Below are 13,948 nucleotides of genomic sequence, written 5' to 3'. Positions count from 1 at the left end.
ATGTCACCCTCTTATCAAGTCTACCTCGTAGGCGGCGCTGTCAGAGACGCGCTACTTGAACTTCCAGTGATCGACCATGACTGGGTCGTCACAGGCGCAACACCAGAACAGCTTGAAAGAAAAGGGTTTCAACAAGTAGGAAAACAATTTCCTGTTTTCCTACATCCTAAAAGCAAAGAAGAATACGCCCTTGCCCGCAAAGAAAAAAAGCAAGGCGAAGGCTATACTGGATTTATCTGCGATTTCTCTCCAGATATCAGCTTAGAAGAAGATTTAGAGCGACGAGATCTGACCATCAACGCCATCGCACAAGATAAAAATGGCACCTTAATCGATCCATTTAATGGTCAACAAGACTTGCTCGACCGAGTGTTTCGTCACGTATCCGAAGCCTTCATAGAAGACCCACTACGCGTATTACGAGTCGCTCGTTTTGCAGCACGCTTCCAACATTTTGGCTTTACCATCGCACCAGAAACCCTATCTTTGATGCAAAAAATTAGCGACTCAGGTGAACTATCAACATTGAGTGCAGAACGTATTTGGAAAGAGCTAGAAAAAGCACTAACCACTCGCCATGCCGATGTTTTTTTCTCTGTTTTAAAAGAAGCAAATGCATTAGAAACCCTGTTTCCAGGATTTATTTGGGGGAACAATAAAACACTCACAGACACATTAAATCAGGTAGAGCTGACACCCGCTCAGCGCTGGGCCATTCTTTGTAAAGACACACCACTAGCAAAACTTACTCAACTTCATCAGCGTATTCGTTGCCCCAACCAGTTTAAGATTCTCGCAGAACAAACCCGCTCTTTTTTAGAAAACCAATGCATTCCGATGGATTCTGTTGCGTGGGAAAACTGGTTAACGTCTGTTAATGCCATAAAAAAACCTCAACCATTTATATTACTGATTGAGGTTTTAAGCCATTTAACCAATAGCAAAATTGAGCACTGGCAACTACTACGAAACACAACGGCGACAATCAATGCGGCTGGTTTAATTAAACAAGGCTTAAGCGGCGCTGAACTGGGCCAAGCACTGAAAAAGGTACGCGCCGAAGCGTTAGATAAAACCCTATCGCCACTTATATCCTAATACTGGACCACCTGCTCTCACTTACGAATGCTTAACAACTAGTAAGTGACGGCAGACTTTCGATGAATTTTCACGCCAACTGCCTGCGCTGCAGAAACAGCACCCGGCTTACGCAAGGTCAAGGTGACAGCATTCAACTTAAACTGCCCAATCAACTCTCCGACTAAATGCTCGGCCAAGGTTTCAATTAACTCAAATTGACGTTCAGCACAAAATGCCAGAATATAATTTGAGATAGCCTCATAATCTAGCGTCTTAGCAAGATCGTCCGTTTCAGCTGGAACTCGGTTGTCATGCTCCATTTCCAAATCAAACACTAAATCCTGTTGAATCTTTTTTTCCCACTCATACACGCCTATTACGGCCTGCGTTTTGAGACCTTCAATAAAGACCAAGTCTTTCATATTAAGATTCCTTCAAAGATGGCAATTCAGACAAAGGCCAGCGGGCACGTATCGATAAACTCAATTCCGAAGATTGACCATTTACTAAACGCTGCGCACCTGCATAAGCGATCATAGCACCATTATCGGTACAAAATTCTGGTCGCGCATAGAACACACTGGCCTTAATTTTTTTCAACTGGCTTTCAAGCTGTTCACGTAAGCGCTGATTTGCACTTACGCCACCGGCAATAATTAGTTGCTTCAGCCCTTCCGCTTCCAAAGCTCGACGACATTTAATTACCAAGGTATCAACCACTGCGGTTTCAAACGCTAATGCGGCATCCGCTTTAAACTGCTCATCACAACGATCGTTATCCAATGCATCATGAACGGCCGTCAAAAACGCCGTTTTCAAACCACTAAAACTAAAATCCAAGCCTGGGCGATCAGTCATAGGGCGAGGGAATTTCAACCCTGACTTTGGATCACCCTTTTTTGCCAAGGCAGCTATCTGTGGGCCACCGGGGTAAGGTAAACCTATCATTTTTGCCGCTTTATCAAAGGCCTCACCAGCGGCATCATCAAGTGATTGACCTAATAAACGATATTCACCAATACCATCCACTCGAACCAATTGAGTGTGCCCACCAGAAACCAGTAAAGCAATAAACGGCATCGCTGGTTGAGACTCTTCTAACATAGGCGCTAAAAGATGACCTTCCATGTGATGCACACCCAAAGCAGGAATACCTAACGCATACGCTAAAGAGCGACCAATTGTGGCGCCAGCCATCAAAGCACCAACCAAACCTGGGCCACTGGTATAAGCAATCGCATCCAATTCTGACTTTTTCATTCCCGCTTCTTGTAATACTTCATCAATAAGAGGCAAGGTCTTACGAACATGATCACGAGACGCTAATTCAGGCACCACACCACCGTACTCAGCATGCTGCGCTATTTGAGAATAAATCTTGTGGGCCAACAAGCCATTTTCAGTATCGTAAATCGCGATACCTGTCTCGTCACAAGAGGTTTCTAATCCCAATACTTTCATTAGAATAATCTCATCAATAATTTGAGCGCATTGTACCCTATCTATCTCGACCATTGCAGAGCAAAGAGCGACTTCCTTAGCAAACTACCCAAATGAAATTAGACATGCCAAAGTAAAAGCATTATAATGCGCGCGTTTTAAATGTTTAAATTAAAAGGCAGGTGATTTTTCTAGTTTGGCACATAGCTACTGATGTAAGCACTTCTTATATTTCGTGCTTCTTATGTAAATGATATGGCGATCCAAACACCCTCTTAAAGAATGAATACAGTTACAGACGCGACAATAGTCTGTTCAGGGTTGGGCTTTTTTTAGCCTAGAAAAATCGATCCATAGCGGATCACACTCTGTTCAACAAAAGCGCGCTTTGAAAGCCCAATAAATACGGGTATGATTCACGCCGTTTTTGTGAATGCTTAAACTTTAAAAAAATATTATTGAAGGTAATAACATGCCAGCTGTAAAAGTAAAAGATAACGAACCATTTGACATCGCTCTACGTCGCTTCAAACGCTCTTGTGAAAAAGCAGGTGTTTTGGCTGAAGTTCGTCGTCGTGAATGCTACGAAAAACCAACTACTCTTCGCAAACGTGCTGCAGCCGCTGCTGTTAAACGTCACGCTAAGAAAGTTTCTCGTGAGCAGAAGAAATTCCAACGTTTGTACTAGGCCAATCTGCCGTTTGGCAATTTGCTAAAGAACAAATGTTTGCCTAGACGTTTCTAACATTTAGGCTTATAAAAAACGGCTAGTTAAGCAACTAGCCGTTTTTTTTGTTTCCAAAGAGACCCCAGCACGACACCGCGAGCAACCGTCTCAATGAATTAAAGCACCATGAATTTAAAGAGGATCCTATGTCAGAATTAAAAAAACACATCTCAGACACACTAAAAACAGCGATGCGCGCCAAAGAAAAACAGCGTGTGACCGTAATTCGCACCATTTTATCTGAATGTAAAAAAATTGAAGTCGATGAACGCATTGAGCTAGATGATGCACGCGTATTGGCCGTGTTAGATAAAATGAACAAGCAGCGCAAAGACTCCTACCAACAGTTCATTGACGGTGGCCGCGAAGATCTAGCCGTAGTCGAAAAAGAAGAGATGGTAATCATTAGTGAATTTTTGCCAACGCCATTGACTGATGATGAAGTCGGTGAGATTGTTAAAGCTGCAATTGCAGAAACGGGTGCCAGCTCCATGCAACAAATGGGCGCTGTTATGGCCATTGTAAAACCTCAAGTACAAGGCCGTGCCGACATGGCACAGATCAGCAAACAAGTGAAAGCACAATTAGGCTAATACCATGGCGGGACGCATTCCTGATCAGTTTATAGATGAGCTACTCGCTCGAACCGACTTAACCGACGTGGTTGCGTCTCGTATTAGCTTAAAAAAAACCGGGCAAAATTACAGTGCCCTCTGCCCCTTTCATAATGAAAAAAGCCCTTCTTTTAGCTTAAACCCCAACAAGCAATTTTATTACTGCTTTGGCTGTGGCGCCGGCGGTAACGCCATTTCATTTGTGATGGAACATGATCATGTAGACTTCGTCGATGCGATTGAAACCCTCGCCAAAGACGCTGGTATGGAAGTTCCGAGAGAACAAGGCGCACCAGATAGATATGAGCAAAACGCAGAGCTACTTAAACGCCTCTCTGAAAGCTCACAGTTTTATCAGCAACAATTAACTCAGCACCCTGACAAGAAAAAGGCCACCGACTATTTATCCAAAGACCGTGGACTATCTGGTCAAATTGCCAAAGTATTTGGCTTAGGGTACGCACCATCAGGATGGGACAACCTACTCAAAAAGGTAGGTACACGCGCAGAAAGCCAAGAACAATTATTGCTTGGCGGTATGTTGATTGAAAAGAAAGACCAGCCTGGCCATTATTACGACCGCTTTCGTGATCGTATTATTTTTCCTATACGCGATTCACGAGGTCGAGTTATTGCCTTTGGTGGGCGTGCATTTGGCGATGAAAAACCCAAATACCTAAACTCTCCAGAAACGCCAGTTTTTCAAAAAAGCCAAGAACTTTACGGTTTGTTTGAAGCAAAGCAAAACACGCCTGTACTCGATCAAATTATTGTGGTCGAAGGCTATATGGATGTCATAGTGCTAGCTCAACACGGCATTACCAATGCGGTCGCCACACTAGGAACATCCGTAAATAGCCAACACATACGCAAATTATTTAAACTAGTTAGTAAGGTTGTACTTTGCTTTGATGGCGATAAAGCTGGCCGCTCAGCCGCTATACGAGGCCTAGAAGCTTCCCTTCCTGTTATGCAAGATGAAAAACAGGTGCGTTTTTTATTCTTGCCAGAGGGCGAAGACCCTGACTCTCTTGTTAGAAAAGAAGGTAAAGAAGCCTTTAACCATCGCTTAGATGACGCATCCTCTTTATCACACGTTCTATTTGATCACGCCCGAAATCAAGTCACCCTTGGCGACGAAGAAGGTGAAGCACAGTTTGCCCGCAATGCCATGGAGATGATCAAACAAATTCCGAAAGAGCTAACTTTTCGCTCGGTATTAATTCGCCAATTAAGCGACCAATCTGGCATAGATAGCGAAACACTAGGCAACACCGTTTTCAAAACTCGCCGCCAACACATACCGACGGAAGGTCACGAGCTAACACCTCAAAGCCATACACAGCAAGTTCAACATTTTGATGGCGACACACCAGACCTAAGCCACTACGATTACGAACCCTCTCATGGTGGTTATGATGATTTTCATCATGACGATTACAACGCACCAGCAGCTCAACCCAAGACACAAGGCGCATTTAAAAAACCATTTGGGAAAAAGCCTTTTTCTAAAGGGAAATTCTATAACGACGAGCCCGCACTACCACCTGCAGCGCCGAGTCTCAGTCGAATCAAGCAAGCCTCACTGTGCCTTTTACTGCACCCACACATTGCGAAAGACATTGATTTACCAGACCCATTGGTAAATCAAGCCAATGAAGAGCTGCAGATCTTTTGCAAAATATGGAGATATTTCGCAAAACACCCTAATAAAAACACGGGACATTTGTTAGGTGAAATAACAGATCCAGCCACAATATCGTCTATTTACGCACTATTAAACCACCAAGATGCAACAACCAAGCAAAAAATCACCAATGCGCAACAAGAAGTTCTTGATATGGTTTTAGCATTAGAAAAAAATCTTGGATTAAATAGCAGCATTGCACGGTTGAAAAGTCAGGGGAACGAATCCATAAAGGATAATAGCAGCAAGCAAGAACTGCGAAATTTAATGGATTTAATTAGACAGAAAAAACATTAAACAGCGTTTAATTTTCATTCAAAAAAACAGGATTCGGTGGATAAAAGTGAATAATTTTGTTATAATCCGCGGCTTGCTAAACTCCCAAATGAATTTCTAACGATAGGTTGTCGAATGCCAGACACTCAACAGTCACGTCTCAAAGAGCTGATCTCCAAGGGTAAAGAACAAGGTTACCTAACTTTTTCCGAAGTTAACGACCACCTCCCTGATGACCTTTCAGACCCGGAGCAAGTAGAAGAAATCATTGCCATGATCAACGACATGGGCATTACGGTTTCTGAAGTTGCACCAGATAAAGATAACCTTCTTATGGAAGAAGGTGACGCTACAGATGAAGCTGCAGCGGAAGAAGCTGCCGCCGCCCTAGCCGCAGTAGAAGGTGATATCACCAGAACAACGGATCCAGTGCGTATGTATATGCGTGAAATGGGTACTGTTGAGCTATTGACTCGTGCGGGCGAAATTGCGATTGCCAAGCGTATCGAAGAAGGCACACGCGAAGTCATGGCGGCTATCTCTTACTTTCCAGGTGCGGTAGACGTACTACTAGATGCTTATGCAAAAGTGCAGGAAGAAGAAGGCCGTCTAAGCGATATATTTAGCGGTTTCATCGATGGCGATGGTGAAGAACCTGTTTTCGAGGAAGCCGTAACAGAAGAGCCTGCGATCGAAGAAGACACTGTAGACAGTGATGACGACGATGATGATTCTGAAGACAGCGAAGAAGAAACCGATAACGGTCCTGATCCTGAAGAAACAGCACTGCGCTTCAATGATATTTCACGCATTTACGAAGAGCTAAAAGTCTTGCTAGAAAATAGCAATCGACAAGATCCAGCGGTAAAGAGCAAGCAAGAAGAATTAAGTATCAGCTTTGCTCCTATCAAGCTTGTACCTAAGCTGTTTGATGATTTAATTGATCGTGTTCGTTCGCGTATGGAAAAAGTACGCGACCAAGAGCGCCTTATCATGCAAGTGTGTGTACGCAAAGCGGGCATGCCAAGAACCGAGTTTTTGAAGCGCTTTCCAAGCAATGAGACAAATCCTGATTGGCTTAAGGAGCAAATTGCTTCTGGTGCTGATTACGCTGCATCTCTTGAAGAAAACGAAGCCGAGTTTATGCGTAGCCAGCGCAAGCTTCGTGCTGTTTCAAAAGACACTGGTCTGACCATCGCAGAACTAAAAGAAATCAACCGTCGCATTTCTATCGGGGAAACTCGAGCTCGTCGAGCTAAGAAAGAAATGGTTGAAGCCAACTTACGTTTGGTTATCTCTATCGCGAAAAAGTACACCAACCGTGGCTTGCAGTTCTTGGATCTTATCCAAGAAGGTAATATTGGCCTGATGAAAGCCGTTGATAAATTTGAATATCGTCGTGGTTATAAGTTCTCGACTTATGCTACTTGGTGGATTCGTCAGGCAATCACTCGCTCTATTGCCGATCAGGCTCGTACAATCCGTATTCCAGTACACATGATTGAAACGATTAACAAACTGAATCGTATCTCTCGTCAGATGCTTCAGGAAATGGGACGCGAAGCAACGCCAGAAGAGTTGGCTGCTCGCATGGACATGCCAGAAGATAAAATTCGTAAAGTTCTTAAGATTGCTAAAGAACCGATCTCAATGGAAACACCAATTGGTGATGATGAAGATTCTCACCTAGGTGACTTTATTGAAGACGATGGTGCTGAATCTCCTATTGATATCGCAACTATTGAAGGCTTACGTGAATCAACAACGATGGTACTTGCTGGTCTAACCGCTCGTGAAGCCAAAGTGTTACGTATGCGTTTCGGTATCGATATGAACACCGACCATACTCTTGAAGAGGTTGGTAAACAGTTCGATGTTACTCGTGAGCGTATTCGTCAAATCGAAGCCAAAGCACTACGCAAACTACGTCACCCTAGCCGTTCAGAGCACCTAAGAAGCTTCTTAGACGAATGATACGATTAGCTATAAAAAAACCGCTGCCATAAACAGCGGTTTTTTTATAACCAAAAAATGTTAAAAAAACCCATTAGAACAAGCATAAGCAACAAAACTGTCATACACTCTGATTAGAGTATGGATAAAGACAGTGAGGTTTGGCTTGCTACAAAACCATAATCAAAATAACTCAATTCTCTACCCTCCCTTGGCAGATGCAACATCTAGCCAGCTACTTTCTATAACATTACGATTCGTACCAACTGAAATCCCAGCTCCCCACAAAGCCACAAAGTACCATCTGTTTAGTTCGTTCATTCGCCCTTCAAAAGAAACTTCATGTTCATTGCAGGAGTAATACTCTATGGAAAAAATCTACGTTCTTGATACCAATGTGTTATTGCACGACCCGTTAGCAATTTATGCTTTTGCCGAACACAAGGTCGTTATCCCTATGACCGTCCTTGAAGAGTTAGATGTCATTAAAGACAGGAGAGACAAAGACGTGAGCCGCGAAGCTCGTGTAGCAATCAACACCATTGATAAGATCGTCGGCGATGCCACACCCCGGGAACTGCAAGCAGGCGTTCCAATCAGCACAGTTAGCAATGACACAGACTCCAAACGCTGTGAAGGCTCTTTAGCTATCTACCCGGACCAACAAATTACCCTCACTGACAACGTACCTTTTTTAAATGGCAATCACGACCACGCCAACGACAATCGCATCATCAATGTTGGACTAAGCCTACAGGCCACTCACCCACGATCTTCTGTTTGCCTTGTAACCAAAGACATCAACATGCGCATCAAAGCAAAAGGCTCTGGGCTAGAGCGCGTAGAAGACTATAGAAAAGACAAGGTTCTCGATGACCTCGACTTAATGAGCAAAGGCTATACCCAGTTCAACGGAAGTTTTTGGTCAACGATAGAAAGTGTAAAAACCGAAGCCCATGGCCGTCACACTGTACACGTCATTAACAAAAGCCATTTACCCAACATCTATTTAAATATGTTTGTGGTTGATGATGAAGATTTTATTGGATTTGTAGTCAATCTTGATCAAGAACACGTCTTTTTGCTTGATATCAACAAGCAACATCTGATGAATCAAAATTTCTGGGGCATACTACCACGCAATCTAGAGCAAGCTATGGCGTTTTATCTATTACGCCACGACAACTCCGACTTAATGGTAATGACAGGTCCAGCAGGCTCAGGCAAAACCCTATTGGCTTTAGCTTATGGACTGCAAGTCACTATGGAGGAAAAGCGCTTTAATAAGATCATCGTTGCTAGATCAACTCCACCAATGGCAGAAGATATTGGCTTCTTACCCGGCACAGAAGAAGAGAAGATGGCGCCTTGGCTAGCCGCATTTGATGATAACCTAGAAATATTGCACGGCGCCGACGAGCACTCTTTTAGCAGTATCGATTACGTAAAACAAAAGGCCAACATTCAGTTCAAATCGTTGAACTTCATGCGCGGCCGCTCCTTCAACAACGCTTTAATTATTATCGATGAAGCACAAGGCTTAACACAGTTTCAGCTCAAATCCATCGTAACGCGCGTAGGCAGCAATTCAAAAATCATCGTACTTGGCAACTTGGCACAAATCGATAACAAGTACATAACCCCACTGACATCCGGTTTAACCTATTTAGTCGAAAAAACAAAATCCTTTAAATACGCCAGTATTATGCACGTCAACGGCATAGAACGAAGCCGACTCGCTGAATTTGCTGAAGAGAACCTATAACAATAACAAACACCAACACGCAAAAAAGGGAGAAGAGCCCAAGCTCTTCTCCCTTTTTTATCAATATACAGATTCAGTTGATCTGAATGGATTAACTACTGAGCGACAGATTTCGCCAATTCAGTAATTTCATCCCATTTACCCGCACGAACCAAATCTGTTGGGACAATCCACGAACCACCCACACAAAGCACGTTAGGCAATGCTAAATACTCACGGAAGTTGTCAGCACCAATCCCGCCCGTTGGACAAAATTTAATTTGCGGTAATGGACCACCAAATGCTTTCAATGCTTTCACACCGCCATTCACTTCTGCTGGGAAAAATTTAAAACGGTCATATCCGTATTCCATTCCCAACAAAACATCAGAAATCGTTGCCACAGCAGGTAAGTATGGCACATCGTACTCTTTGCCTACCGCCAATAAATCCGCTGTCATTCCTGGACTAATGATAAATTGAGAGCCCGCTTCGATCGCTTGAATATATTGCTCACGTGAACACACCGTTCCCGCTCCAACAATGGCATCAGGCACTTCCTTACGAAGCGCAGTAATCGCTTCTAAGGCAGCAGGTGTACGCAAAGTAACTTCTAAAACAGGTACACCGCCAGCAACAAGTGCTTTACCAAGTGATACAGCCTGCGCAACATCATCAACAACAATTACAGGGACAACAGGCGTTGCTGTCATTACTTGCTCTGCAGTATAAGAAGTGGTCATATGACTTTCCTTTTTTAAGACTTCTTTGTTTAAGGACTAGTAGTCGTGCCAGTTACGGCCGTCTTTAATTGGCAACGCCATAGACGCTGCAGGACCCCACGAACCAGAAGCATATTCTTTTGGACGCTCACTCGTTTGATTCCAAGCAGACATAATTCCATCCACCCACTTCCAAGCCGCTTCTACTTCATCGTAGCGCATGAACAAAGTGGCATCATTGCGCATTACATCAAGCAATAGACGCTCATAAGCTTCCGGACTACGTTTATCGTTAAATGCTTCCGTCAAACTCAAGTTCAAATCAACTGGTTGAAGAACCATTCCTTCACTCACGCCAGGAACCTTATTCATCACAGTTAAAGAGATCTTCTCTTCTGGCTGAAGACGGATAATCAATTGGTTACGCTGAAGTTGACGGTTACTTTCATCACTAAAGATGCTGTGTGGAACCGCTTTATACTGAATAACAATCTCAGAATAACGCTGCCCCAGACGCTTCCCAGTTCTTAGGTAGAAAGGTACGCCAGCCCAGCGCCAGTTATCAATATCAGCGCGCAAAGCCACAAATGTCTCAGTTCTTGAATTAGGGTTACTCCCCTCTTCATCAAAGTAACCTTGAACATCTTTACCTTTGATCATACCTTTCGCATATTGGCCACGAACGGTTTTAGTGTAAGCATTTGCACCCGCAATTGGACGCAGCGCTTTCAGCACTTTGATTTTTTCATCTCGGACAGAGTCTGCGTCCATTCGACCAGGAGGCTCCATCGCCACCAAGCACAACAGCTGAATCAAATGGTTTTGCACCATGTCACGCATTGCACCGGCTTTATCGTAATAACCCCAGCGCCCTTCAACACCAACAGTTTCCGATACGGTAATCTGCACGTTATCAATGTGTGCACTGTCCCACAAAGGTTCGAAAAGTGTGTTACCAAAGCGAATCGCCAACAGATTTTGTACCGTTTCTTTGCCTAGGTAGTGATCGATACGGAACGCTTGTTGCTCGTTGAAATTCTTCATTACTTCATCGTTTATCGCACGAGAAGACGCAAGATCTCGACCAAGTGGCTTTTCTAAAACAACACGCATACGAGGCGCATTCAAACCATGAGTCGCTAATGACGAACAAATAGAGCCGAATAGGTCTGGAGAAGTGGCAAGGTAAAATACAACATCACGATCCTCACCACCAACTTGATGATCATTCAAGCGAGAGAAGTCAGACTCTTGCTGAGCATCAACAGAAACATAGCTTAAACGCTCTTTGAATCGGGGCCATGTTTTCTCATCACCAATACTTGCAGGTACGAACTCATCAAGCGCTGCTCGAATTTTAGTTTGGTACTCTTCTGTGCTTACTTCTCGTCTCGAAGCACCAATGATGCGGGTCGTCGGAGCAAGTAAACCATCCATATCCAAATGGAACAATGCTGGCAGCAATTTACGCATCGCAAGATCACCACCACCACCAAAAATTACAACATCACAGGCTTTTAAACTGGCCTTCATTCTTTATTCTCCAACTAATCTAGGCTTTCGACACAAGATGGGACGCATAACATGCACACCCCATCAGCCCTGGGTATTCAGACATAACAACAAAAGTCGGAATAGGGGAAACAAACTCTTCCATACGACCTTTGTCTTGCATCGCATCACGGAAATTACTTTTAAGAATCTCATTTAAATAACGAGGCACAATCCCACCGGCGATATAAACGCCACCGCGAGACTCAACCGACAACACTAGGTCTCCGATCACTCGTCCTAAAAACACAAAAAACTGATCTAAAGTGGCAGTCGCTATTGGGTCATTGCCAAGCTTTAGCGCGTCGCCAATCTCAGGGGCGGTTAAGCGTTTTTCAATCCCTTCTCGCAATGCCAGTGCTTCGTATATATTTTCAAGCCCCATACCGGACAAAACACGCTCAGCTGAAACCCGCTTATGGCGCGTCCGAAGAAATTTTAGAATGTCGTCTTCGATGTCATTGCAAGCTGATAAGTCAACATGACCACCCTCGCCAGGCAAAACAATATTAGGCCCATTGTCTTGAGGAACAACACAGGATATCCCTAAGCCAGTTCCAGCCCCAACCACCCAACAAGCCCCTTTAGGGTCGACTGTTGAACTTTCTCCAATGACTACCATATCTTCAGATGTAAGGATTTCTAAGCAATGTCCAACGGCATCAAAATCGTTTAATAAAGCAACTGGTTTATTATCACCAAAATAGGACTGCACTTCATCACGAGTAAATTTCCAAGGATTATTAGAAAACTGTATCACTGGCTGATTGATAGGGCCCGCAATCGCCAAAACAATGGCATCTATTTTATCCATAGAAATACTGCAATTTTCAATGTAGTCAGCTGCAGCATCAAAAAAATTATCGTAATTTTTACAAGGAAGCACTCTAACTTCTAGAGGCTCATATTGATGGATAGGAACCAAAGCAAAACGCGCATTAGTGCCACCAAGATCGGCGATTAAAGCATGGGACATAGACGAACCCTATTTAATTTTTTTGAAATTTTACAACAAAATTGAGGTGAAAAATACCGCAGCCTTGAAAAAATAAGCCTCATAATGTAATAAAATTACAAAATCATCTCAGCCTATTTAAAAACTTAAAGACTTTCGTTGGCACCAATCTTTTACGGTTATTTTTATAATCATAGAGGCGCTCATCTGCCACTTTCAGCAAATGCTTATAGTTACTAGGCGAATCAGACATGACGCTGGCACCACCGTAACTAATAGTAATCGGTACAAGGTTAGATTTATACCTTAATGGATTAGATTGCAGATATTCTTGGATAGATTCCGCTACTAAAATGGCTTGCTCATAGTTTTTACCTGGCATAACGAAAACAAATTCATCACCAGCGAACCGAAAGGCCAAGCCTTGTTTGTGAACGTATTTGAGCAATCGCTTCGCTATATACTCCAATACTTCGTCACCACAATTATGACCTAGTGTGTCATTGATAGACTTAAATGCATCACAATCAATAAATACAACGGTTAGGTCGCGCTCCTGCATTTTAGATCGAGCAAACTCTCGGTCCAACATCAGCTCCAACTGTCGACGATTAAGCAAGCCAGTCAAAGGGTCGCGCGTTGCCAAGTATTCTAGCTTCTCTCTTGCCGTCACGTTACTCAAACAAATAGAAATTTTTATCGCTAATTGATCCAGTAGGAAGGTGTCTTTTGTCGCGGCATCATAACGCGTACTGTCGGAGTCCGCCTGACAAAATAAGCCAACTAGCTCACCGTCAATTGTTAAAGGAGAAATAGCGACCGAAGAAATAATGTCGCGATAAACCGCGGGGATAATTTCCCAACACTGACTTAAATTAGTGTTCACCAAAACCGTTTTATTACTGGATTTGATGATATCTATCATAGAGCGGCGTCTTGTAAAAAGTACCCGATCACGCAGATCTGGCATTTTTTCTAGACTTTCTATTAAATGAGATAAAGGAGCTTCGTTTATTAGGTTTACCCAAACATAGGGAACACTGAACTGCTTCTGTACTTCTTTAGTTAATGTAGAAACGAACTGATCACAACGACCAATCGAAAGAATGCAGCGCTCTATCTCAAAAAATTTACGAGCGATCTCTTCATTGCGTCTAACATTGTCGATCAGTTCGTTAATATCATGCATTCATTATGCC

Annotated in this window: 12 protein-coding genes; 6 read left to right on the top strand and 6 right to left on the bottom strand. The window is 43.3% G+C overall.

Annotation, left to right across the window (positions count from 1 at the left end; all coding sequences use genetic code 11):
* Positions 1–1,098, top strand: coding sequence for a tRNA nucleotidyltransferase/poly(A) polymerase-related protein (locus AC2A4J_RS06280; RefSeq protein ID WP_255826215.1), 1,098 nt, complete (start codon positions 1–3; stop codon positions 1,096–1,098).
* 38 nt (positions 1,099–1,136) lie between these two features.
* Here AC2A4J_RS06280 and folB read toward each other — a convergent pair whose 3' ends face one another.
* Both folB and tsaD read right to left on the bottom strand, forming a co-directional pair.
* Positions 1,137–1,502 carry a dihydroneopterin aldolase gene (gene folB / locus AC2A4J_RS06275; RefSeq protein ID WP_212917910.1) on the bottom strand — a complete coding sequence of 122 codons (366 nt, stop codon included), beginning with the start codon at positions 1,500–1,502 and terminating at the stop codon, positions 1,137–1,139.
* A gap of 1 nt (position 1,503) precedes the next feature.
* Positions 1,504–2,541 carry a tRNA (adenosine(37)-N6)-threonylcarbamoyltransferase complex transferase subunit TsaD gene (gene tsaD, locus AC2A4J_RS06270; RefSeq protein ID WP_255826221.1) on the bottom strand — a complete coding sequence of 346 codons (1,038 nt, stop codon included), beginning with the start codon at positions 2,539–2,541 and terminating at the stop codon, positions 1,504–1,506.
* A gap of 451 nt (positions 2,542–2,992) precedes the next feature.
* Here tsaD and rpsU point away from each other — a divergent pair, with 451 nt between their 5' ends.
* The 5 genes from rpsU to AC2A4J_RS06245 all read left to right on the top strand — a co-directional run bounded on the left by rpsU (position 2,993) and on the right by AC2A4J_RS06245 (position 9,542).
* Entirely contained in the window at positions 2,993–3,208 is a 216-nt protein-coding gene (gene rpsU, locus AC2A4J_RS06265; RefSeq protein WP_009835737.1) for a 30S ribosomal protein S21, read from the top strand.
* Positions 3,209–3,393: 185 nt separating this feature from the next.
* Positions 3,394–3,840, top strand: coding sequence for a GatB/YqeY domain-containing protein (locus AC2A4J_RS06260; protein WP_255826239.1), 447 nt, complete (start codon positions 3,394–3,396; stop codon positions 3,838–3,840).
* A gap of 4 nt (positions 3,841–3,844) precedes the next feature.
* A complete protein-coding gene (dnaG, locus tag AC2A4J_RS06255) occupies positions 3,845–5,845 on the top strand; it encodes a DNA primase (protein WP_484175340.1) in 2,001 nt (666 codons plus the stop codon).
* Between the two features lie 114 nt (positions 5,846–5,959).
* Complete coding sequence (gene rpoD / locus AC2A4J_RS06250; RefSeq protein WP_484175339.1) at positions 5,960–7,798, top strand: RNA polymerase sigma factor RpoD; 1,839 nt, start codon at positions 5,960–5,962, stop codon at positions 7,796–7,798.
* Between the two features lie 346 nt (positions 7,799–8,144).
* Positions 8,145–9,542, top strand: coding sequence for a PhoH family protein (locus AC2A4J_RS06245; protein WP_255826245.1), 1,398 nt, complete (start codon positions 8,145–8,147; stop codon positions 9,540–9,542).
* A gap of 95 nt (positions 9,543–9,637) precedes the next feature.
* Here AC2A4J_RS06245 and AC2A4J_RS06240 read toward each other — a convergent pair whose 3' ends face one another.
* From AC2A4J_RS06240 to AC2A4J_RS06225, 4 genes are all read right to left on the bottom strand, one after another.
* Positions 9,638–10,264, bottom strand: a complete 627-nt coding sequence (locus tag AC2A4J_RS06240; protein WP_255826247.1) for a bifunctional 4-hydroxy-2-oxoglutarate aldolase/2-dehydro-3-deoxy-phosphogluconate aldolase — start codon at positions 10,262–10,264, stop codon at positions 9,638–9,640.
* Positions 10,265–10,300: 36 nt separating this feature from the next.
* A complete protein-coding gene (zwf, locus tag AC2A4J_RS06235; RefSeq protein ID WP_255826249.1) occupies positions 10,301–11,776 on the bottom strand; it encodes a glucose-6-phosphate dehydrogenase in 1,476 nt (491 codons plus the stop codon).
* A gap of 19 nt (positions 11,777–11,795) precedes the next feature.
* Positions 11,796–12,770 carry a glucokinase gene (gene glk, locus AC2A4J_RS06230; RefSeq protein ID WP_255826251.1) on the bottom strand — a complete coding sequence of 325 codons (975 nt, stop codon included), beginning with the start codon at positions 12,768–12,770 and terminating at the stop codon, positions 11,796–11,798.
* A gap of 103 nt (positions 12,771–12,873) precedes the next feature.
* The gene (locus AC2A4J_RS06225; RefSeq protein ID WP_255826253.1) at positions 12,874–13,938 is read right to left on the bottom strand and encodes a sensor domain-containing diguanylate cyclase; all 1,065 of its coding nucleotides are present in this window, start codon (positions 13,936–13,938) and stop codon (positions 12,874–12,876) included.
* Positions 13,939–13,948 lie beyond the last annotated feature (10 nt).

It is taken from the genome of Marinomonas sp. ATLA20, assembly GCF_057180105.1.
The sequence above is the reverse complement of the archived record's forward strand: the minus strand, read 5'-3'. Positions and strand labels throughout refer to the sequence as shown.